The 22162-nt window shown below is 50.7% G+C and carries 24 protein-coding genes; 15 read left to right on the forward strand and 9 right to left on the reverse strand.

From position 1 onward, the window contains the following. Positions 1-47 precede the first annotated feature (47 nt). Together B9G79_RS15100 and B9G79_RS15105 are read left to right on the forward strand one after the other, a co-directional pair. The gene (locus B9G79_RS15100) at positions 48-1538 is read left to right on the forward strand and encodes a substrate-binding periplasmic protein (protein ID WP_232468756.1); all 1491 of its coding nucleotides are present in this window, start codon (positions 48-50) and stop codon (positions 1536-1538) included. Positions 1539-1549: 11 nt separating this feature from the next. Next, positions 1550-2356, forward strand: a complete 807-nt coding sequence (locus tag B9G79_RS15105) for a nucleoside-specific channel-forming Tsx family protein (protein WP_088566230.1) — start codon at positions 1550-1552, stop codon at positions 2354-2356. 1 nt (position 2357) lies between these two features. On the opposite strand, the gene B9G79_RS15110 is transcribed toward B9G79_RS15105, so the two are convergent. From B9G79_RS15110 to B9G79_RS15120, 3 genes are all read right to left on the reverse strand, one after another. Beyond that, entirely contained in the window at positions 2358-2891 is a 534-nt protein-coding gene (locus B9G79_RS15110) for an acyl-CoA thioesterase (RefSeq protein WP_088566231.1), read from the reverse strand. A gap of 67 nt (positions 2892-2958) precedes the next feature. Beyond that, on the reverse strand, positions 2959-4020 hold the full coding sequence (locus B9G79_RS15115; RefSeq protein ID WP_088566232.1) for a linear amide C-N hydrolase: 1062 nt from the start codon (positions 4018-4020) through the stop codon (positions 2959-2961). A gap of 124 nt (positions 4021-4144) precedes the next feature. Then, positions 4145-5800 (reverse strand): methyl-accepting chemotaxis protein, encoded by a 1656-nt coding sequence (locus B9G79_RS15120; protein WP_088566918.1) that lies wholly within the window; start codon positions 5798-5800, stop codon positions 4145-4147. Between the two features lie 358 nt (positions 5801-6158). Here B9G79_RS15120 and B9G79_RS15125 point away from each other — a divergent pair, with 358 nt between their 5' ends. Further along, positions 6159-6860, forward strand: coding sequence for a hypothetical protein (locus B9G79_RS15125; RefSeq protein WP_088566233.1), 702 nt, complete (start codon positions 6159-6161; stop codon positions 6858-6860). Positions 6861-6887: 27 nt separating this feature from the next. On the opposite strand, the gene B9G79_RS15130 is transcribed toward B9G79_RS15125, so the two are convergent. After that, positions 6888-7451, reverse strand: coding sequence for a hypothetical protein (locus B9G79_RS15130; RefSeq protein ID WP_088566234.1), 564 nt, complete (start codon positions 7449-7451; stop codon positions 6888-6890). 106 nt (positions 7452-7557) lie between these two features. Between B9G79_RS15130 and B9G79_RS15135 the strand changes: the two genes are divergently transcribed. Then, positions 7558-8652, forward strand: coding sequence for a DUF2914 domain-containing protein (locus B9G79_RS15135; RefSeq protein WP_088566235.1), 1095 nt, complete (start codon positions 7558-7560; stop codon positions 8650-8652). 7 nt (positions 8653-8659) lie between these two features. On the opposite strand, the gene B9G79_RS15140 is transcribed toward B9G79_RS15135, so the two are convergent. Together B9G79_RS15140 and B9G79_RS15145 are read right to left on the reverse strand one after the other, a co-directional pair. After that, complete coding sequence (locus B9G79_RS15140; protein ID WP_088566236.1) at positions 8660-8899, reverse strand: hypothetical protein; 240 nt, start codon at positions 8897-8899, stop codon at positions 8660-8662. 56 nt (positions 8900-8955) lie between these two features. Further along, complete coding sequence (locus tag B9G79_RS15145; protein ID WP_232468758.1) at positions 8956-10830, reverse strand: monovalent cation:proton antiporter-2 (CPA2) family protein; 1875 nt, start codon at positions 10828-10830, stop codon at positions 8956-8958. Between the two features lie 25 nt (positions 10831-10855). On the opposite strand from B9G79_RS15145, the gene B9G79_RS15150 reads away from it, so the two are divergent. The 4 genes from B9G79_RS15150 to B9G79_RS15165 all read left to right on the forward strand — a co-directional run bounded on the left by B9G79_RS15150 (position 10856) and on the right by B9G79_RS15165 (position 13890). Then, positions 10856-12055 (forward strand): TCR/Tet family MFS transporter, encoded by a 1200-nt coding sequence (locus tag B9G79_RS15150; RefSeq protein WP_088566237.1) that lies wholly within the window; start codon positions 10856-10858, stop codon positions 12053-12055. Positions 12056-12151: 96 nt separating this feature from the next. After that, a complete protein-coding gene (gene trhA / locus B9G79_RS15155; RefSeq protein ID WP_416480765.1) occupies positions 12152-12769 on the forward strand; it encodes a PAQR family membrane homeostasis protein TrhA in 618 nt (205 codons plus the stop codon). 74 nt (positions 12770-12843) lie between these two features. Beyond that, the gene (locus B9G79_RS15160) at positions 12844-13263 is read left to right on the forward strand and encodes a hypothetical protein (protein ID WP_088566239.1); all 420 of its coding nucleotides are present in this window, start codon (positions 12844-12846) and stop codon (positions 13261-13263) included. Between the two features lie 30 nt (positions 13264-13293). After that, complete coding sequence (locus B9G79_RS15165) at positions 13294-13890, forward strand: NUDIX hydrolase (protein ID WP_088566240.1); 597 nt, start codon at positions 13294-13296, stop codon at positions 13888-13890. 377 nt (positions 13891-14267) lie between these two features. Here B9G79_RS15165 and B9G79_RS15170 read toward each other — a convergent pair whose 3' ends face one another. Further along, positions 14268-15206 carry a hypothetical protein gene (locus tag B9G79_RS15170; RefSeq protein WP_232468760.1) on the reverse strand — a complete coding sequence of 313 codons (939 nt, stop codon included), beginning with the start codon at positions 15204-15206 and terminating at the stop codon, positions 14268-14270. A gap of 90 nt (positions 15207-15296) precedes the next feature. Then, positions 15297-16145 carry an NAD(P)H-hydrate dehydratase gene (locus tag B9G79_RS15175; protein WP_088566242.1) on the reverse strand — a complete coding sequence of 283 codons (849 nt, stop codon included), beginning with the start codon at positions 16143-16145 and terminating at the stop codon, positions 15297-15299. Between the two features lie 25 nt (positions 16146-16170). Here B9G79_RS15175 and map point away from each other — a divergent pair, with 25 nt between their 5' ends. The 4 genes from map to B9G79_RS15195 all read left to right on the forward strand — a co-directional run bounded on the left by map (position 16171) and on the right by B9G79_RS15195 (position 18720). Then, positions 16171-16929 carry a type I methionyl aminopeptidase gene (gene map / locus B9G79_RS15180; RefSeq protein ID WP_088566243.1) on the forward strand — a complete coding sequence of 253 codons (759 nt, stop codon included), beginning with the start codon at positions 16171-16173 and terminating at the stop codon, positions 16927-16929. Positions 16930-17001: 72 nt separating this feature from the next. Continuing rightward, positions 17002-17505 (forward strand): GlcG/HbpS family heme-binding protein, encoded by a 504-nt coding sequence (locus B9G79_RS15185; protein WP_088566244.1) that lies wholly within the window; start codon positions 17002-17004, stop codon positions 17503-17505. A gap of 92 nt (positions 17506-17597) precedes the next feature. Next, complete coding sequence (locus tag B9G79_RS15190; RefSeq protein ID WP_015089801.1) at positions 17598-17993, forward strand: hypothetical protein; 396 nt, start codon at positions 17598-17600, stop codon at positions 17991-17993. 214 nt (positions 17994-18207) lie between these two features. Further along, complete coding sequence (locus tag B9G79_RS15195) at positions 18208-18720, forward strand: MarR family winged helix-turn-helix transcriptional regulator (RefSeq protein WP_232468762.1); 513 nt, start codon at positions 18208-18210, stop codon at positions 18718-18720. A 107-nt stretch (positions 18721-18827) separates the two neighbouring features. Here the strand turns inward: B9G79_RS15195 and B9G79_RS15200 are convergent, their stop codons facing one another. Further along, the gene (locus B9G79_RS15200) at positions 18828-20069 is read right to left on the reverse strand and encodes a hypothetical protein (RefSeq protein ID WP_088566245.1); all 1242 of its coding nucleotides are present in this window, start codon (positions 20067-20069) and stop codon (positions 18828-18830) included. A gap of 207 nt (positions 20070-20276) precedes the next feature. Here B9G79_RS15200 and B9G79_RS15205 point away from each other — a divergent pair, with 207 nt between their 5' ends. The 3 genes from B9G79_RS15205 to B9G79_RS15215 are packed head-to-tail and all read left to right on the forward strand — an operon-like array spanning position 20277 to position 22128. After that, positions 20277-20579: a hypothetical protein gene (locus B9G79_RS15205; RefSeq protein WP_157678796.1), complete on the forward strand. Its 303-nt coding sequence runs from the start codon at positions 20277-20279 to the stop codon at positions 20577-20579. Next, positions 20576-21478: an SAM-dependent methyltransferase gene (locus B9G79_RS15210; RefSeq protein WP_088566247.1), complete on the forward strand. Its 903-nt coding sequence runs from the start codon at positions 20576-20578 to the stop codon at positions 21476-21478. The genes B9G79_RS15205 and B9G79_RS15210 overlap by 4 nt, the downstream gene beginning before the upstream one ends. Next, positions 21451-22128: a flagellar brake protein gene (locus B9G79_RS15215; protein WP_088566248.1), complete on the forward strand. Its 678-nt coding sequence runs from the start codon at positions 21451-21453 to the stop codon at positions 22126-22128. The genes B9G79_RS15210 and B9G79_RS15215 overlap by 28 nt, the downstream gene beginning before the upstream one ends. Positions 22129-22162: the final 34 nt, after the last annotated feature.

The following is a 22162-nucleotide window of genomic DNA, read 5'->3' on the forward strand; positions in this document are numbered from 1 at the left end:
CATTTCGTTGATTTCTATCCGCCCGTGACAGAGACGATGAAATAATTTTGACAAGAGATGCCCGGACTCACTATCTAGTGATCATGGATTCGTGTCGCTTTGTCCTGATTCTTGTTTTTCTTGTTGTTTGTCAGGGTCACTACGCTAAGGCCGGTGGCGGCATTAAGTTTGGCTTTAACGCCAGCAATGCGCCTCCGTTGCTTTTTCAATTTGAAAATCAAAACAATCCCATCCCCACCGGGGGGCTGATTTACGAAGTTTCCGTCGCCATCGGTGAAGAGCTGGGCGGCGAATATTCCATCGCCCGCCTTCCGCGAAAGCGCATAGCCACCAATATCATTAACAACAAGATCGATCTGGTATGTCACAACAGTCTTAGCTGGCGGCATCCGTTCGCGGACGGGGCTTTATGGAGCAAGCCTCTTTTCACCCACACGAATGTACTGGTCGGACTGACGACGATTCCCTTTTCATCCGCTGATCAAATCAAGGGCCTTATCGGCACCGTGGAAAACTACGTCTATGCAGATCTTGAGGAAAAATTCAAAACTTTGGAGCTGCTTCGCAATGACAGTCCGAATATTGAAGTCAGTGTGAAGAAACTGCTGACGGGTCGGGTCCCCTACATTCTTTTAAGCGACATTGAATACATCTACTACAAAAGCCAGTACCCGCGACTGCAGCGAAGCACTTTTGCCATGGACAAGACCGACATTCAGTGCTCGCTGTCCAAGAAGTCCACCCTGACCATGACCAGACTCAATCGGGCCATTGATCGCCTGCATGAAAAACAAGTGCTGGCTAAAATTATCAAACGCTATTCAGATCCAGAGACCACTCCCAAACCGGTGAGCTATGGTCTGAACAGCAATGATTCTCCTCCCTTCATCCACTTCGACAAGACCTCGTCCAGCGAGGGCATCGTGCGCGGCGGAGTCTTTTTCGATATCGCCCTGGCCATCGGAAAAAAAATCCAGCGCCCGATCAATTTTGTCCTGCTGCCCCGTGGTCGCCTGGATGCGCGCCTGGCTTCCGGACAAATTGAGCTGGTCTGTTATGACACTGAAGCCTGGGCTGGCGAGTACGCCAAACAATATCACTGGAGCACCCCGATCTTCCGACAAAGTGACTATATCGTTGGGCACAAAGCTGACGCGGAAGTGGCCAAAATCCGCACGCTGGAAGACCTTAAAGGCAAGCGCATTGGTGCCGTCCTGAACTTTGTTTATCCCGCGCTGACACCCCTCTTTGAAGACAAAAGCCTGCAACGCGAGGATGCGGGGTCCGGAGCCGCTAACGTGGAAAAGCTCAGTGTGAAACGCGTGCCGCTGATTCTTTTGAACAGTCTTGAATACAGCTACTATAAAAGCAAAGATTCCAGGCTGCAAAAGGCCCCGTTGGAAATTGACCCCGTCGATGTGAAGTGCGCCCTGTCCAAAAAATCCAGTTTGAAAATAGAGGAAATCAATTCTGCCATCCACGATCTCGAAAAATCCGGCCGGATGCAGAAGGTCTTTGCCCCTTCCTATCTGCTTTGACAGGAGGATTTATGATCAAGGCTTTGATGCTGTTTCTCGCTCTGGCGGCTCTGCTTCCTGCGACCTCTCAAGCCCAGGAACCGGACAAGTCCCGCAACTATCAGTGGTTGCAATTCAATCTTTACAAGGGCTTTGACAACAAAAATCCTTTTGATCAGCAGGATGACACTTACCTGGAAATGGAGTTCGGGGGAAAATCGGGTTTTTTGGACTTTTACGGGTTCTTTGACGTCTTTGATATCATCGATTCCCAAGACAGTGACTTCCACAATACAGACAATTTTTTTCTAAAAACCTTCCCGCGCTTTTCACTCAATCACATGACCCAGAAAGACCTTTCCTGGGGGCCGATTCAGGAATGGTATGTGGCTACCCTGTTGATCGTTGGCGACCGGGCGTTGTTTGAGGAATGCATCGGCCTGGGAGTCGACTTCAAAGTGCCCTGGAATGGAAAGCTCGGAGCCAATCTGATGGCCCGCTATGTGCGGGAAAACTATGGCGCCATCAACGAACACACCTGGGACGGTTACTTTCTGGCAGTGAACTGGTTTGCTCCGTTTTATCGCTTCGCCAATGAAAGCTTCCTGTCTTATCAAGGGTATCTGGATTTTATTTTTTCTGCCGATGAAATTGGTCAGGAACCCGGCCGAACCACCAGCTCCATCGCATGGTACAACGGCTTTTACTGGCACCAGACTGACTATTCACTGGGTTATGGGCTGAAGTATTACAAAGACTATGGTCAGTTTGTCGATGGTGGCATCGCCGGAGAAACCTCCGGCTTCGGTCACTATGTGGTTCTGGGATACAAATTCTGAATCAGACTCCGGCGGCTTTCGACTGGCCCTGATCGGCGGTGATCCAGGATTGCAGGTATTCCGGCATTGCCGGCGCCGTCAGATTTTCACCCACGGCCTTCATCAATTCTGCCGGAGAAACTGTCCCGCCTTTTTTACTTAAAAAACGGGCGCGGATCATGCCAATGGCAATAAGCTCTCCGCGGCTCATAAACTTATGCTCAAGATAAAGGTACTTGTCATCCCAAGTGATCAGTCGCGTGTGCAATGTGAATTTCTGAAAGACCTTCAAAGACCGGCGAAAGCGGATGGTTTCTGATGCGACCACCGGATACCAGCCTTGCGCCGAAATTGCTCCGGCAGCCTGAGCGCGGATCATATAATCCGTGCGCGCCAGATCCTGCAATGACAGATAAACCCCGTTGTTCATATGACGAAGAACATCCAGATCCGTGGGCCACACACGAAAAGGTGTCGCGCACTCATCCATGATTCCCACGCGGGAACGAAAACGGGAAAAAATCAAAACATGCAAAAGACGGAAAAACAGATTCATAAAAACCTCGAAAGCCCCTGGGCCCTTACAAGCCTAACAAGCGGGGCTTTGCGAAGTCAAAATGGAGTTAGTTCTGGGCTTTTAAAGATCCCTCCGCGTCCGGCTTTAAGAACCGGAACATCGGCGTTGTTTTGAATTTCCCGCTGATGTTTCCGATCAAATCATAGCTTTTCGCCAGAGTGATTTTCTTCACCGCGGCCCCTTTCTTGAAATCCAGCTTGGGCATTTCCACCCAAACCAGATAGGGGCTCAAAGTACTTTCATAAAAATAAAGTCCACGGGTCAGATCCGCAACCGTGCGCCAGCGGGTGGTGGAAATATACGGCCGTGCCGGATCCGGCGTCCCGAATGGCTGAGAAACATTTCGCAAAACACTCAACACCCCGGCCACAGCCTCGCGATAGTCCTTGGGTTCTGGCAGGCGTTCGGTATAGAAAGCCGCACGCACAAAGCGGTCCGCCGCCTCGGTTGTGCCGGGAAGCTTTTTACTGCCACCAAAGCCCTGATACTGCTTCATCGATTTCAGTTGCTGATCAAAGGGAGGCGAATTCGTCATAAAGCGATACTCTTTGCCGTGATAGATTTTGATTTTGCCATCAATGTATTCCATCACCACGGAATCACCCGTCTTGTCTGACAAAGCCAAATGCACCGTGCCCTGGCGCACACCCTGAGCCGTGGGCACGCTGGCCCTCAGGACCTGAATCGGAGACTTTTCCAATGAGGCCATGGCCTCGGCGACGGTAGCGAAGTTATCCAGGAAATACTGCGCCCACATACTGACTGACAAACCCGGAACAGCCTGATCCCGGGAACCGAAGTGACTTTCAGACAAGTAAAGCAAATTGGCCGTCAATCCTTTTTCATTCAGTCCGTCGGCCGTTCCCACATCGTACATCGACAGAATCACGCTGCCATACTTGGAGGTCCACTTGGCTGAATTGCTCGCGGCCATTCCCTCACGCTCCATGCCTCTGGGAAGTAGCCACAAATTGGATCCGGTGTCCTCGGCCCAGTCCATATTGCGCCCGACAATCACATCCTGATTCTTTCCATCCCAAAGAATGCGCGTACAGGGATAAGCCGGAACCGCCAATAACAGACTTAAAAGCACAGACAGTGTCTTCATGGGTAATAACTCCTTGTTTATATCCTTTACACCTTAAAGTCTGTCCACAAGCCAGCTGTATGAAAGCAAAAGGCCTCTGACTTTCGTCAAAGGCCCGCGGTCGGTACACTTTTTCTGGATCAACTTAGAATCCGTCGGTCGTTCCGACTTTGGCACGCGGATCTTCATCCGTATCAAACGGAATCACTGCCGCTGCTGGCGGAGGCGCAGTCTTTTTCGGCGGAGGCGTGAACTTCATAACCTTGGCAGACTTCGCTTCTGGTTTTTTCGCAGCTTTGGCAGGGGACACACGGGACGATACAGGCGCTTCAACCGGAGCCTCCACGGCGGTGGTTCCCGTAACAAAACTGTTTAACTCACGCACCATGATTTGCATTTGCTCGGACTGGGAGGAAATCTCTTCGGACGTCGCCGCGATCTCTTCAGAGGAAGCCGCATTGGACTGAGAGCTCTGATCCAGTTGATTCATTGCCTTGTTGATCTGCTGAATACCTGTGGTCTGCTCGGCACTGGCCGCAGAAATTTCGTTATTCAGATCTGCCACCTTCTTAATGGAATTCACGATGTTATTTAGAACATCCCCGGACTTATCCGCAATGTGGGTCCCATTTTCAATTTTTTCCACCGAGTCTTTAATCAAAGACGTGATGTCTTTGGCGGCTGAAGCGGATCTTTGTGCCAGGGCACGAACCGCTTCGGCAACAACTGCGAAGCCTTTCCCCTGCTCGCCGGCACGGGCGGCTTCCACCGCCGCATTCAGGGCCAGCAAATTCGTCTGGAAGGCGATATCGTCGATGACGTTGATGATCTCTTCGATCTTTTTCGAAGACTGAGAGATATCACGCATGGATTCAACCAGATTCTTGATCTCGCGTTCACCGTCCTCGGCCGCGGAACGGGAGGACTGCGACAGCGTCGCCGCCTGTTTGGCATTGTCAGAATTCATTTTCACCATGGAAGTCATTTCCTCCAAAGAGGCCACGGTTTCTTCCAAAGAAGCCGCCGCAGAAGTGGAGGACTGAGACAGCCCCTGACCGGCCAGGGTCAGTTGTGTGATGGCTTCGTTCACCTGATGACCAGCCCCTGCCAGACGGGAAACCGTGTTGTTCACCGTACGGCTCAAAGACATACCGATAAACATCAAAAGACCAAACACCAAAGCCGCTGCCACACCACCAATGGCCGCCAGCATGATCAGGCCTTTTTGGGTTTCAGCTTTCTGTAAGGTGTTTTTTTGAGCGGCAAGCTTTTCATACATCACCACAACATCGCCAGCGACTTTTTTAATCACTGTGGAATGCTTCAGGTAGGAACCCTCGGTCATAACCTCACGCAACTTATCAAAGTCGGCGCCTGGTTTTTCCAATGCTGCAATGAGTGCTTCGACTTCCTGAACATATTCCGCATTGACTTTACGTGCGGGCTCATACATCTCGGCTTCACCGGGCTGGAACGAGGCCGCTTCATAGGCCTTGATGGCATCCTTATATTCAGTAATGGCTGTCTTTGCTTTGCCTACATAACTGTCACGATGCTTGGGAACATCTTTGTTGGCCAGTGCCCCCCAAAGATACTGCCCAATGCGGGCTCGACTGCCTTCGATTTCGCCGACGGCCTTCATGTTCGGAATGACATTAACATAAGCGTCATTCAGCATAGAGCCGGCGATGTTCAGATCTTTATAGGCCACCCAACCCAGCAGCGCAAAGCCTGCCATCGGAATCAAAGCACACACAAAAAGCTTGCCTTTAATACCCTTGAACCAAGAACTGATTGCCATAATATTTTTTGAAACCTCAAAAAGAGTTGTTTTTAGATCCCCTCTTTTTTCGGTGAAAAACTGGCCCACCTGAAGGGCTTAATACAAATAGTAAAAATGGGACAGTTCCACGAGTTTACTCACATGCCGAACTTACACTAGTTGCTTTGGTTTATGTCGAAACTGAGACGCCCGCCTCAAGTAAACGAATCTTTGAACTATTCAATGATTCCGAAGGTGTGGCTTTTTTATCGGTGTAACAAAGCGGGATTATTGCATTCAGGAATTATCGATAACACCCCTAATTGAATTTCAAAAAGCTCCCGAAGAATAAGACGTCACCTATTTGGGGTAGCTATTAAACCATAAGGAAGTTGAAATGAAATTCTCAAACGGCACGTGGAATCATAAAGCAGTCATCGCAATCGCTCTAACCTCCCTTTTCTTTGGTTGCGCCAAAAAAGAAGAAGAAACACCCAGCACCGGCGAGGTGACTGTGGCCCAATTGGAAGGCACACGCTGGGGCTCATGCACAGCGGTGAGCGGCAGCACCTATGGGTCAGCAGTAAATGGCATGTCTTATATGCGCGGCCTTACTTTCCAGTCTGATGGCACTTATGCAATTACGACGTTGTTCTTCACGGGCACGACCTGCGCCTTTGGTGGGGATAACGTCTTTACTATGAGTCAGGCAGGGACCTTCGAAATCGGTGAAGTTCAGGAATCCGGCGCCACTCAGATCATTTACACTACCGCAGGTTCTGTACTGACGACCTTTGCAGGCACCTCCGCCGGCGGAACGACTTGGGCCGGAAACTTTAACGACGCAACCTGCACGGGCGGCCCTGATCTGGTCGTGGATACAAATGCGACTGACACTAACACGGTAACTGGTCTGTCGTGCTCTGATTCAAGTCCCGACTTTGCCTTCCCAGAGTTTGCGCCAGCGGGAACTGTGTTCTATGACCTGGTAACTCTTTCTGGCTCCACCCTTACAGTCGGTGATCTGGCCCAACTATGGAACATTGGTCAGGTGTCCTCGTACCCAACCAGCGCCACTCAACAATTCATTGAATACTAAATTCACACCTGCCGCCGCAGAGAAAAACTAGCGGATAGGAAGAATACGGATCTGACCTGGCATGCGCACGATGCGAACCAGGGACAGGTCCTTTTTCAGAACGCTTGGAGTGCCATTTTGCTGATTCATTTCAGCATTTACTTCCTCTTGAATCACTACCATGTAAGTGGCTTCAAAGATGTGCCCGGTGCCGGCATGACGGAAACCCACAAAGTAAGTGTACTGAGCTCCGGCACTCATCCAGCCTCCACGGGCAAAAGACGTCTGGACCGGGTCGGTGAACTCTACGGAACCACAGTCCTCAATCCAACTGTCAAAACGTGGTGCCGAAGGGTCACAGTTTTCTTTTTCCAGTTCATCCCGCAAGCTGGCCAAACGGGTGTTTGGATCATCCAAAAGCATTTTCATGAACTTTTCATTTTCTTCACCGTCGACAAACATGGCCGCCTGAATTCCCTGCCCTTCATCGGTAACGATTTTGACCACAGCCCTTTCAGCATCAACTTTCGTGAAATGGCGGCTTTCTGCGGCAAAAGCGGCGGAAGAAAAGACAATAGAACCCAAAATGGACAGCACAATCCATGTTTTCATTATAAAGAACTCCTTGTTGTGAAGAACATAAGGGATAGTGCAGAACTTTTCTTGAGACAAATTAACATGCCTTCATTAAGGCACTGTCATGTGGTAGGTTGGACGGATGACTGAGCTCAAAGAACGATTATTAAAATATTACGAAGAAAACGAAACCAAAGTTGATATAGCATTCTTTCTGGGCGGCTTCTTTTTCGATATTCTGACCCTTTCCGCCATAGATGATCTGTTGGGTATCTCGCAACAAATCATCTATTTACTGATTCTGGGGTCGGTGCTTTATTACGACTTCCTGTTCACCCATGGCCTGTTCCAGCCCTCCCGCCGCCTGGGCAAAATCTGGGAATACCGCCAGTTGATCGTGCATTTCCTGCTGGGAAGCCTGCTCAGTTTGTATTCGCTGTTCTTCCTGAAAAGTGCGTCTCTGTTTTCGTCGGTGGTCTTTGTCGCCCTGCTGATGGGGCTTATGGTGGCCAATGAAATGAAGCGCGTTCAGCGCAGTGAAATCAATATCAAGATCGGCCTGTACGTCATCTGTGTGTTTTCATTCTTTTCCATGACGATCCCGGTGATCCTGGGCTTTGTCGGGCTGTTCCCGTTCCTGCTGTCCATCGCCTTTACCGGGGTTGCCATTTATGGGGCTTTCCTGCTGTTGAAAAGAAAGATCCAGGATCAGCGCACCTTGCAAAAATCCCTGCTGCTTCCCGGAGCCACGGTGCTGGTGCTGTTTTTGGCGTTCTATTTGGTGGGGTGGATTCCGCCGGTGCCGCTGTCGATTCAAAACATGGGTATCTATCACAGCGTGGAAAAATCCGAGGGCAAATACATCCTGTCCCACGAACAGGCCTCCTGGAGATTCTGGCGCCGAGGAGATCAGGAATTTTACGCTGAACCCGGCGACACCGTTTATTTCTTTGCCGAGATCTTTTCCCCGGCAAGGTTCAGCGACTCGGTGATTCTGCACTGGTATTACAAAGACCCCGTCCGCGGCTGGCAAACCACCGACAAAATCCCGATGAACATCACCGGCGGCCGTAAAAACGGCTATCGCGGTTTTGCCTCAAAACAAAACTATTCCGCCGGTGACTGGCGCATCAGCGTAGAAACCACCGACGGCCGCGAAATCGGACGCATCTATTTCAAAGTAATTAAATTAGAATCAAACAACCCAGAACGAACCTTCTACAAAGACATCTACTAAAGAGGCCTTATTGATTCACTCGCACCAGTTTCACTTCAAAGTCCTGGGAGGGGCTTTTTTGAAGCTGTTCCTGGGCTTGTTCATTGGCGGCAATCGCCACTTCCGAGCTATTCAGAATTCTCAGCAACCTCTTGCGCAGAATCTTTTCGCTGATTGAGGCTTCCTTGATCATTTCGTTGAATCCCTGAACCTCAGCTTGGGAAAACGAAGCAGACATTAAAATCAGTGAAATTATTAAGAAGCGCATCCGTGCCCTCCTGTTCCTATCTATAGGAAACAGGCTGGGCTTCGGTCGGTTAATAATTAATTAGAAGCCTCTGGCGGGTGCTGAGGATCAATATACGTCTTTTCAGCATCCTCTTTAAGGACCTGGGCCAACTGCTGAGCGGCCTGGCGGGAGACGTCGATGAAAGTCTTCTGATCGTGGCGAACTTTGAATTGCTCTTGCAGCATCAGTTCATCATGCAGGCGGAAGCGCTCAATGATTTCATGGGCGCGCTTGGCAGGAGTGCCCATTGCAACCAGCAACTGCTCAGAAAGCGCAATGCTGGAATCAATCGTTTCACGGCGAACATAAGCGACTCCGGCTTCCATCAGGTCAAACGTGTGCTGACGGTTGCGGGACCGGGCAAAGACTTTCACATGCGGATAATCATCCCGCAAAACCTGGGCAATTTTGTTGGAGGTCTCAACATCATCCACCGCCAGCACGAAGAACTTGGCATTTTTGATCCCCGCAGCCTCCAGAATCTCGGGACGGGAGGCATCACCATAATAGACCTTATTGCCAAAACGGCGAAGCATGTCGATTTGTTCTGTATCATGTTCAATCGCGGTGAATTTGACATCCTGGGTCCGCAAGACACGGCCAAAGATCTGACCGACACGACCGAAGCCGGCGATAATCACGGCATTGCCACTGTCACCCTCATCAATCTTGTCATATTGAGGACCACCGCCCGCCGGGCTTTTGCAGGCAATCATGGCCTGGATCTTTTCATTCAGCACGATGATAATCGGACTTGCGATCATGGAAAGAGTCACCACCAGAGTGAATCGCTGGGTCCATTCTGGTGAAAGCACCTGCGCACTTTGCCCCACCCCGAAGATCACAAACGCGAACTCCCCGCCTTGCACCAGATACACGGCCAGATTGTTGGAGGCCGGACGGTGCAGGTTCATCACACGTCCCACACCATAAATCAGGAAGCCTTTCAGAACCATGTAACCCACAGTGATCCCCAGGATCAGACCGGGATTTTCAATCAGCAAAGACAGCTTGACCGACATGCCCACAGATACAAAGAACAGACCCATCAGCAAACCCTTGAACGGTTCAAGGTCGGCCTCCAATTCATGGCGGTATTCAGATTCTGAAAGCAGGACGCCGGCCAGGAATGCCCCCAATGCCATCGACAGTCCCACGCTTTCCATCAGGAAGGCCACACCGATCACCGTCAGCAACGTCACCCCGGTGAAAAGTTCGCGGCTGCGGGTTTCCGCCACCACTTGCAAAAATCTTCCCATCAGAATGCGACTTCCCAACGCCAGGCCGATAAAGATCGCCAGGGCCCCGCCCCAGTTCACCTCGCGGGTGGAGGCCGTCACCAGCCCCAAACTTGGGATCACCGCCAATGCCGGAATGGCCACCACGTCCTGCATCAACAGGATCGCAAAAGAAGCCCGGCCAAATTCGGTGTTCAGAACCTTTCTTTCAGACAAGCTTTGCAACGCAAACGCCGTCGAAGACAATGACAGAGCAAAACCCACAACAGCCGCGCTGGCCCAAGAGATGCCCAACTGGTGCCCGGCGAAAGTGAACACCACGGTACAGAACAGAATCTGCAACCCACCGAAGCCCAGCAGGGTTTTTCTTAAACCCCACAGTTTTTTGGGCTGTAGCTCAAGGCCGATGATAAAGAGCAGGAAGACCACGCCGAATTCAGCGATGGTTTGCACGAACTGAAAGTCGGAAATCAAACCCCAACCCAGGGGACCAATCAATATCCCGGCCGCCAGGTAACCCAGAATGGTTCCCAGGCCCAGCTTTTGAAACAGGGAAACAAGAACGACAGAAAAACCCAGGAACGCAAGAATCTGCAGAAGCTGCTCATGTAAAATCATGTTAACGAAGGTATCAAGCTGTCTTGATCCGGGCAAGATTCCTGTGACAACCATGGAACGATCTTTTAGTCTGGGGCCTATGACAAAGAAAACTGCAGGCATCTGGTTTATTTTTATCACCGTGACTTTGGACATGATCGGACTGGGTTTGGTGATCCCGTCCCTTCCGGACATCATGCGCCGTTTTGTTTCCAGCGAAACTTCGGTCACGGAGTACTTCGGCTATTTCATTTCCATTTATGCGCTGATGCAGTTTTTAGCGTCCCCGCTTTTAGGGGCCCTGTCGGACCGTTTCGGTCGACGCTCCGTCCTTTTGATTTCACTGCTGGTCGCGGGCTTTGACTACATCCTGATGGCTTATGCGCCAACGCTTGAGATCCTTTTTGCCGGGCGAATCATCGCGGGCCTGACTGGTGCCAACATCACCGTGGCGATGGCCTATATTGCTGACGTCAGCAATGATGAAAACCGTTCGGCGAACTTTGGCATGGTGGGCGCTGCCTTCGGCCTGGGCTTTATTATCGGGCCGGCGATCGGGGGACTGCTGGGACACCTGGGACCTGAGTACCCGTTCTTGGTGGCAGCAGGTCTGAACCTGCTGAATTTTTTATTTGGTTTGTTCATTCTGCCGGAATCGCTGCCAAAGAACCTGCGACGCAAAATCGATTTGCGCCGAACCAATCCGCTGTATTCGCTGTTGGGGGTTTTGCGTTCCAAACACCTGCTGGCTCTGTTGCTGGTTTATTTTTTCTTCCAGTTGGCGGGTCAGACTCACCCATCCATCTGGACGCTGTACACTGAAACACGTTACGGGTGGACAACAGCGCAGGTCGGCCTGTCGTTGGCTGTGGTCGGACTGCTTTCTGCTGTGGCCCAAGGTTGGCTGACAAGGCTGGTGATTCCGAAGTTTGGCGAACATCGCACTGTGGTGATCGGGGCCTTTGGTTATGCGGTTTCATTCATTTTCTATGGCATGGCCACAGAAGGCTGGATGATGTATGCGATTCTGATTTTGTCAGCGGTGTTCTGGACTTCACCTCCGGCACTGCAGTCCTTGATCAGTCACAAAACACCTCCTCAGGAACAGGGTGAATTGCAGGGCTCCCTGGTCAGTCTGTCCAGCCTGGCCGCGATCATCACCCCGCTGGTTACAACCAAACTGTTCGCACATTTTTCTTCAGGAAATCCGGCAACTCTCTACCTCCCGGGGGCACCTTACTATTTCGGCGCGCTGATCTGCTTCATTTCCTGGGCGATAATGTACCGTCGTAAAGTGTAACCAGAGAATTGCTAACTTTCTCGTTCGGCTTTCATCAAATCTTGACCTCTCGTTTTTTCGGCGTCCATGTTATGCTTAAAAAAACGGGAGGTGGTTATCTATCACGGCGAACGCTTTAACAGCATCACTCACCTGATCGGTGCCGCCTTGTCGGTGGCAGGATCTTCTGTGCTGATCACGCTGGCGACCGTGACCGGTGACTTTTGGAAAATTGTCGCGACCAGTGTTTATGGCGGCATGCTGGTTCTGCTCTACACCATCTCGACGCTGTATCACAGTTTTCAAGGCCGCTCGAAACAGATCTTTCAAAAGCTCGATCACATCGCCATCTATCTTTTGATTGCCGGAACCTACACACCCTTCACCCTGATCACTTTGCGTGGTCCCTGGGGCTGGTGGCTGTTCGGTATCAACTGGACGCTGGCGCTTTTGGGAATCATCTATGAACTGACGCTGTCACACCGCACGCGCATCCCGTCGATGATTATCTATGTGCTGATGGGATGGCTGGTTGTTGTCGCCCTGAAACCTTTGACGGCCGCGCTCCCCACTTCCGGCATTTTCTGGCTGACACTGGGGGGACTGCTGTACACCGGCGGCATCGGATTCTTTTTGTATGATGAAAAGGTCAAACACTTCCATGGCATTTGGCATCTGTTTGTACTTGGTGGAAGTGCGTGTCAGTACTTCTGCATTCTCTTCTATCTGATTTAAGTGTCACATTGACCCTGATCGGGCTGGCACTGTCTTTGAAATATTTTCCTGCGTGATCCAACAACGGAGGGAAAATGAAACCACTAATGACTTTTGCAATGATCTGTTTGTTCTCGATGAACGTGTTTGCCGCCAATATCTTTGACTGGGTGAAACCCGACCGTCCTGGAGACCGTCCTGGTTATGGCCGCCCGCAAGTCAGTTGTTCTGCCAGCGACGACGGTTGGGAGGAGCACTGGAGCGGCCACCGTGATTGCCGCGAGTGCTTGAAAAAGCACGGCAACTGTATCGAAACCTGTTCTGCCAAATACTATGCCTGTACGGCGGAAGGTGTCGACTATCGTGGTTACCGCATGACAATCGAAAGCCGTGGCAACACTCAGTACGCTGCTGAACGCGAGGCCATTGACCGCTGCCACTACCGCTACAGCAACTGCCGCATCACCTCCTGCAACGAAAAGAACGAAACCGTCTCGCGCAGATCTTGCCGCTAGTTCGTATTTCCGGTTATCTTTGAGGGAGTCATGAGCTCCCTCAAAGAATCTCTTTATTCCGCCATCAATGTGACCATGCCCGTGGACCTTTCCACGCAGCTGGATCGTCATGCCTGCGTGGCCCTGATCCTGCGCGGAGATTCCTGGGACAATCTGGAGCTGGGATATATCCAGCGCGCCTTCAGCGAATCCGACCGCTGGTCAGGACAACTGGCTTTCCCCGGCGGTAAACGCGAAGAGACCGACAAAACCGATCTGGACGCTGCCCTTCGTGAGACGCGGGAAGAAATCGGCATTGAGCTGACAAATCCGGAACTGCTGGGACGTCTGAATGATATTCAGGCCCGCAAAGCCGGAACCATGCTGGATTTTTACATCCGCCCGTTCGTGTTTTTCATCGAGCGCGATTTCAATATTGTGCTGGATCCAAATGAAGTGGCGGATTTTTTCTGGATTCGACTTAAAGAAATTCAAAATCCCCACAGAGTGACGACCTATCGCCTGCAAAGGGACAACATCTCTCTGGAGCTTCCGGCCGTGTATCTGGATCGTGAGCCGCCTTTGTGGGGTTTGTCGTACATGATGACCCTGAATCTGCTTGAAGTTCTGGCAGCGGCGAACAAATAACCATCAAATTGTCTCACCACTGATCGTCAAAAAGAACGACACCCCTTTTTTATCGCTGTTCGCAGCGAGCTTTACGTCTCACGCTTGGACGACGTTCATTTTTTTCCAGAATTTAAAAAAAGTCGCTCAACTATCCAAAGGTCTGGCCGATAAGTTTTATGAACCTCAGGTTAGGTTCTGCGAAAGGAGCCTTGAATGGCTAAAATGCATGCAGTACGTAAGGAATATATCTGGAACCGGGAGATTCGTGAATTGGCTCTCCTGACAGAGACGGGTCCACCTTAACTACTCCAGCAGATTTAAGATTGGTGATTAAATAAAAAAACCAGAGCGAATAAGGCGCCCTGGTTTTTTTATTTTTATAATGCGGTCTGAAACTACAGGATCGAGAAGATCGTGGAGAAGCTCAGAGTCGTGGACTCGGTACGAGCATCTTTAGGGTAATAGTTCAGATAAGGCGCGAAGTAGATATCACGAGAGAACGCATAGCCCATGCCCACGCGGCCGCTCAGGGTTTTGTTCAGCAAATCCATCTCGCCATCACGGTAACGTGGATTCCAGAAGTTCATCGCCAGGGACGTGTAAACGTTCAACTTGTCAGAGAAGTTGTATTTCACCTGTGGATAGAAACCCAGGTGGTAACGGGATGCTTTACCGTCTTTTGGTTCATAACCGCGCTCATACAGGAAGACGCTCAAGCCTGTGTCCAGGCCCACCGCAAAACCGGAAGCCCCGATGTTGTAAACCAGAGAGTTATCGTAAGAAAGAGAAGAGTACTGACCCACATCGCGGAAGTTCGGAACCGTCGTCAGGGAGGCACCGTAAGAGTTGCGAACCTGAACATCACCCAAACGCGCATTGCGATCATAGCTGATGAATGGAGTTTTCACATCCGTGCGCTCTGCCCCCTGGAAGGGAGTCAGAACGTTGATGCCCGTCCCCGCGCTGATCGCCGCTTTGGAATCCAAACGGTAACGACCGCTGATGGAGCCGCTCAGGGAAACCTGATTCACACCGATGGAACCATCCGGATTCGGCTGAAGTTTGCTGTCAAGGTCGCCCACAGGAGGACCAAAGTAAGAAAGAGAGAATTTCAAAGAGTAACGGGACAAGGAACCGGATTCCGCTTTCAACTTGGAATCAGTGATGTCTTTGTCGTCTTCGAATTTTTTGTTTTTCAGAACATCACCCACGGAAGTGGTTGTTTTCTGAGTTCCGGATTCCACAGATGGAGTGGAAAGAGTGGTAGAAGAAGTCTGAGCGTTGGCTGCCAACGAAAGACCCAGCACTGCCGCGAACAAAAGCCCTTTAGTCATTAAATCCCCCAAAGTTTCGGCAGGTTGTACCTGCCCAAGAGGGAAAAGGAAAGTCATGCTTTTGTTATGGAACGGGGCGGGTAGTTTTTTCTAAAATCCCTCACGTAATTTATAGAGCACCTGGGGCAGAGATTCGACCACGTCGGACGCCGTCATGCTTAAAAGATCGCGCTTTCGGGACTTCCACAGATTCGCCGTGGCTCCGTGAACGTAGGCCCCCAGCAGGGCTGCCCTTAAAGCAGGCACCTTTTGTGCCCTCAAAGCCGTTATAATCCCCGCCAGCACATCCCCGGTTCCGGATTTCGCCAAAGCGGCGTTTCCGGTGGAAATTCCAAAAACCCGGTTGGGGCCGGCCACCAAAGTCTGCGGGCCTTTCAGCAAAACCACACAACCCATCATCTCCTGAGCAATGCGAACAAATCCATAGCGGTTGGCGGCGATTTCTTCGGCCTCCACCCCCAGGCAGCGCGCAAGCTCTCCGGTGTGAGGTGTGACGATCCAGGTTGGGGGTAACGGAAACAGATCCTGTTCCGCACAGACCGTCAGCGCATCGGCATCGAGCACCACCCGTTCGATCTTGCGGGCTTTCAGTTCACGAATCACCTCCGCTGTGAACGGAGTGACTCCAAATCCCGGTCCGCACAAGAGCGCATCAAACTTTTGATCCTGCCATTTGTTTTTCTTAAGATCCAAAACCAAAAAATCCGGATTTCCCAACGATGAAACCGCCATCCCTTGCGGGGCCAGCATCACATAGCCACTGCCCATGCGCAAAGCCCCGCGGGCCGCCAATATCCCGGCCCCTGGGTACTGGGAACTGCCCGCCAGCAAAAGACTGCGGCCCCTAGTGGCTTTATTATCATGGGTGCCGACAGCAGGTAAAAGTTTCCGCGCCGTTGATTTCTTAAGGATGCGAACGGGATCATTGGCTTTTTCCATAAACCTTAGTGTATAAACCAAATCCATGATCGTAAAGACAGAAGCCGACCTGGAAGGTCTAAAAAAAATCGGGAAAATCGTCGCCAACTGCCTGCAGTACATGGCTCGTAAAATGGAACCCGGCATGAGCACCAAAGAGCTGGACAACCTCGGTGGCCAGTATCTGGAGCTTCATGGCGCCAAGTCCGGCCCCATGGCAACGTACAACTTCCCCGGCTACAACTGCATCAGCCTGAATCACGAAGTCGCCCACGGCGTGCCCTCTGACAAGAAGATCATCAAAGCCGGTGACCTGATCAACATCGACGTGTCGGCGGAATTCGGCGGCTACTTTGCGGATAACGGCGGATCCTTCATCGTGCCTCCGGCAAAGAAAACGGACGAAGAGCTTTTGAAAGTCACCCGTCTGGCGCTCGACACAGCGATCAAGGCCGTGAAAGCCGGAGAGCTGATCAATGTGATCGGCTACAATATCGAAAAAGTCGCCAAGTCCCACGGTTACACCGTTATTGAAAACCTGGGCAGTCATGGTGTGGGCCGCGGCCTGCACGAAGAACCAAAATTCATCGCGGGTTATTACGACAAAACCGACAAACGCAAACTGAAAGACGGCCATGTCATCACCATCGAGCCTTTTGTTTCCACCGGCGCAAGATTCGTCGATGAAGAACCCGACAACTGGACACTGGTGGCCGGCAAAGAACATCGCACCGCTCAGTTCGAACACACGATGGTGGTTCTGAAGGACCGCGCCCTGATCGTGACCATTCCTGATTCTGTTTAAATACACGAGGGCTTTCTTTGCAGAGGGCCTTTTAAAAGTTCTAAGATTTTCTCCTCACCCTTAGGAGACCTTATGAACAAACGCATCGCCGCTCTGACCGTGGCTTTGATGGCCAGCCCCATCGCGCAAGCCGCATCCCCTTCCGCCGGATTCAAAATAGAATCCAACATCACTCTGGCTTTGGCTGAAGAGGCCGCCAAAGAAGCTGTCGCCAACTGCGCAACCAAGGGCTATCAAGTGGCCGCTACCGTCGTCGATAAGGCAGGCGACGTTAAAGCGATGTTTCGCGCCGATGGCGCGGGCCCTCATACCGTCGATGCCAGTCGCCGCAAAGCCTACACCTCCGCTTCAGCCAAGAACGGAACCTCCGCAATGCTTGCAACATCTCAAAGCAATCCTGCCGCTCAGAATCTTGGCGCCATTGACGGATTCCTATTGCTCGGCGGGGGCCTTCCCATTCGAGCTGGCAGTATCGTCATTGGTGCTATTGGCGTGGGTGGTGCTCCAGGCGGTCCTTTGGACGACCAGTGCGCTCAAGCTGGAATCGACAAAATCAAGGATCGACTAGGAAATTGAAACACTAGATTCCCCGACACGCTGCCTAAAGGCTTTAAGCCGGAAGAAAAAGGTGAAAGGCTGTTTACGTTCCTAAAATAACCGGAGGATTTATGAAACTGTTTTTTGCTATCGCTTCTTTGCTAGTGGCTTTCTCTGCGCAAGCTTCTGACCGTAAAGTCGGAAACATCATCGCGGTTGAAAGAGAAATCTCCAACCTTTACAACACGTGCTTGAAGAACGTATCTGGTGCGACAGACAAACCTCAAAGCTTCTTCTCTTGCGCTATCAAGTTCACAACTGATGGTGAGCTTCCGGTGACGAAGGGCCGCGTTCTGAAACTGATGGATGACCGCTGTCAGGTTGTGGGTGAAGCGATGAATGGTGTTGTGCTGATCACTTTCTCTGGCACAAAATCTCCGTCCACTTTCGAAACTTCCCGCGCGTGCCTTGAAAGATCTCTGAGCGATAAAGACTTCGTAAAAGTGATCGTTTACACTCTGGAATAATTGCTCCACGCGATTATCAATTCATTTGCAGGAAGAAGTGCTTCAACACTTCTTCCTTTTTTTTGCTTTCGCTCATCTCGAATGAGAACGATCTCACCTAAAAAGGCGAGAGACCTTTTTGTTTTTCTGCGTCCTTTTACTTGCCTCATCTTAGCCCCCTAATTAAAATGATAAGGAAGCTTTAATATGCTTGCTGACAGTTCTAGGAGATCCTATGGCAAAGCTGTTTCTAACTGAAATTCCCTCCCGTGAAGCCATTCAAGAAGAGGCTGGTGTTCTTTATCCCCAGGTGAACCCAGAGGCGTGGTACTCGCATATTCTTTTGCGCAAAATCACCACGGAGTTTGAAATCAATCTGGACAAATTTTTCACTCAGTACAATTTGTCCTCAGGTCGTTTCACGCTGATGATTTTGCTGAACAAATATGTGGACGGCCTGATGCCTTCTGAATTGGCCCATATGGTGGGTGTGACCCAAGCCACAATCTCGGGGCTGATCAACAGTCTTGAAAAAGCCGAGATCGTGCAAAGAACCACGCACGAAAAAGACGGCCGCTCGTACGTGATCAAGCTGACTGAAAAAGGAAAAAAACAAACCGGCGAGATCCTTCCAGAGTACCAAACCCGCATCAATAGATTCTGGAGTGAGTTCCCATCCCAGGAAAAAGATCAGATCAACGGTTACTTTGAAAGACTGCTCAAACAAATGAAAGGCTCAAACAAATGAAAGAAATCGGACAAAAACCCGCTGCCGAATAAATAAAAAAAAGCCCGCTTACAAAGCGGGCTTTTTCTTTTTCAAATTTCCAATTTCCAATCTCTAATTTCCAATAACTATTCGCCTGCCATAGTACAACTGATGATGTTGTCCAGAGTAAAGCCCGATGTATTCTGGAATGGACCGAAGTGGTTGTAAGATCTGCCCACGGACATGTGCGGGCTTACACAACGCTCTGCCGGAGCTTTCAAGGAACCGTTGGAGTTCACGTTGTACGGGTGCGTGTTCTTGGAGCTTGTCGCATTCACCTGAACTGCGAAGCTGCCAGTGACTTTCGCTGCCGCACAGAAGGCGTTGAAGGTCTGCAAAGAGCTTCCCAGCACACGGATCAATTCAGACTGGGATGCATTCGTTTTGATGCCGCACTTTGGATACAGTTGATTCCATTCACGGATACAAGCCTGGATATTACCACCAGCGTCCGGAGTGAACTGGAACAGACCGATGTTCAGACGGGATTCCGCAGGCTGGTTTGGATCTTCATAGAAGTTCACACCCGCTGGACGGCGATAACCGGATGGAGCATATTTATCCGCCACTCTTTGCGCTTTCGCCGTATCTGCCGTCGTCAAAGACTCCATGTAAGACAGACACATCATGAACTTGGACCACAATTTAGAGGCTTTCACGTAACCTTCGCGGTTGCCGGACAAAGCCTCACGGCGATAACCATTCATCAGATTTGTGAAGTCATTGATTTTTTTGATCGTTGCCGCACTTGGAATATTTTTACCCGCAAAGGTCGTGTTCAAAGTCGAGGACGTCACGTTACACAGTGGATGTGAAATCAAACTGTTTGGCAGATACGTGTTCACGTCTTTATTCAGATTGAAGTAAGAAGCCACATAGCCCAGTTGCGCTTTGCTTGGCTGCATTTTCAGTTCAACTGCGTAAGCGATACGATCTGCAAAACGGTCGTTGGAATCCAGGTTCGTGTCACATTTATCTGTGGCATGAGCTTCCTGGGCGTTACGAACCGGCAAAAGCTCGCGGTAAGTGCTGTATTTGGCATCCACCACACCGCCGACCGGGTAAGCCACTTCTGTAAAGACGTTGAAACCTTCCGGAGTGATAGAGTCTGTCACCGCCGCAGGTTCACGCACCGGAGGGGTTGTTGTTGGTGGAGTCGTGGTTGGCGGAGTTGTTGTCGGAGGTTTCGTAGAACCAGTGGATCCGGAGCTGCTGCTGCCACCGCCGGAGTTCACCGGCTTCTTCGCCATGGCGAAGGTCGTGGAGGAAAGAGTTGTCGTAACGATAAGGCCCATCAGGATGTTGGTTGTGCTTTTTTGTGTTTTCATACCTCCTAGATCGGAGATAGGTCGCGCGACTAAAGGCGTTCTGGACCATTTTAAGGTCCAGTTTTCAGGATCTTGGTAAAGTCCGGGAAAACTGAAAAATTAATAAACAGAAACCCTCTGGACCTTGGACCGTACTTTGGGTTTAAGAACTGCCAACGGTCCACCGATAATAAAGGGGTAGGTAAACAACAAAAAGGGAGTCTCAATATGAGTCAAAAATATGATGTACCGAACCTCTTTAATTTCCTTCTACATACTCCAGAGGGCGGTCTCAGAAAAATGCTCGTGGACAACAAACCGTTCACTGAAGCGCACTTTAATCTGATGATGAAAGTGGTTCGCGCGTGCAACGAATCCCAGTTCACTGAACACTTTGAAAAACAGGATTTCCCAAAAGTAAAAATGGGCCCTGCGGATATGAAACTAAAAGAGAAGTTCTGGGCTGACTGCATGGTTGTATGGGATAACCGTGGACTTCTGACTCCGGCTGTGGCAACTAAGGCGGCATGATCGCATATCTTGCCCCGGAAAAATTTCTGCCTGATCTTCTGGAAGAACTTAAATACGTAAAATCAGTTCACGGAAATCTGGTACTCACTGATGGGCCCCTGCAGAATCCTGTATGGGCCCAAAATATTTGGCTTGATGCCGAAATCATTCCTTTTGAATCCATCACCCAGGCTGCCAAGGCCTTAAAGTCCCGCGGTAAACTGTGGGCCCCCTACACCATTGAAAATCACCGCCGTGCCCAGTTGATTCAGGACCAACTGCCGAAACTGCGCCCACGGGTGATCAACTTTCTGGATCCGCTTCCGGAAAACAATCTGGGTGCCTGGATGCTGCTGGATAAAAACACGCTGCTGGCATCGCCGACGACGAACTCCCCGTTTCCATTGGGGGACATTCAGTTCAATGAAGATAAAAAGAATCCTCCGTCACGGGCCTACCTGAAACTGTGGGAGCTATTCACTGTCTATGGCATTCGTCCCGACAAAGGGCAAAGGGTTGTGGACTTTGGCAGCTGCCCCGGCGGATGGACTTGGGTGCTGCAGACCGTGGGTTGTGAGGTCGTCAGTATCGACCGCGCCCCGCTGGAACCACATATCGCCGCCTTGCCCGGCGTGAAGTTCATGAAGACCAATGCCTTTAACGTGAAGCCCGAGGACATTGGGGCCATTGATTGGTTCTTCTCGGACATCATCTGTTATCCCGAGAAATTGCTCGAGTTGGTTCAAAATTGGCAAGCTTCAGGACTTTGCTCAAACTTCGTTTGCACGATAAAATTCCAAGGTAAGACCGACTATGAAACTTTGAAAAAGTTTCTGGCGCTCGATAATGTACGTATACAGCACTTGCACCACAACAAGCACGAGGTCACGGTATGGATCAAAGCACCTTCAAGCTCATAGCGCGCGCTGATGAAAGAGCGAAACTTTGGGATGATATGGCCAAAGCTCGCGGCGAATTCCTGTGCAAGGGCACGGACGATTCTATCTGTAAGTTGCGTGTGGTGCTGTTCAATTCCAAACACCAGGCTTTAGAGTGCACGTTTGAATCGCCAACCCAAATGAAGGATCAGGAAGAATACCTGGGGCATTTCTTTTTGGGTGGTGAAAAGTACTACTTCCAAAGCAAGGCCCAGGTCATCAACGGCAAAGTGCTGATCCCCGTCCCTCAGGAACTGTATCACCTGCAACGCCGCCAAAACTATCGCGTGCGCATCCCGGATGGATACCAGGCTTTCTATAATATTATTCTGGTGAATGATAAACCCCAGAAGATCACAGGCCAGTTGGCGGATCTCAGCAGCCAGGGCTGTCGTGTGGTGTACCGCTTGGATGCCCCTTTGATGAAAACCGGCGACAAAGTCACAGGTCACCTCCTGATCGGCAAAAGAAGCCCGATCGAAGTTCAAGGCGAAGTCCGCCACATCAAAGTCGACGACGGCAACAAGGTCATCCAAACCTTCGGCATTGAGTTCACCCCCCTGCCAACAATCCTGGAAAACAAACTCTTCGCCATCACCCTAGAAATCCACAAAGAAGTCTTCCGCCGCTAAAAGGTGCCTGGTGACTTTTTACACCTACGGCGCG

Source organism: Bdellovibrio bacteriovorus, from assembly GCF_002208115.1.
GTDB lineage: Bacteria > Bdellovibrionota > Bdellovibrionia > Bdellovibrionales > Bdellovibrionaceae > Bdellovibrio > Bdellovibrio bacteriovorus_C.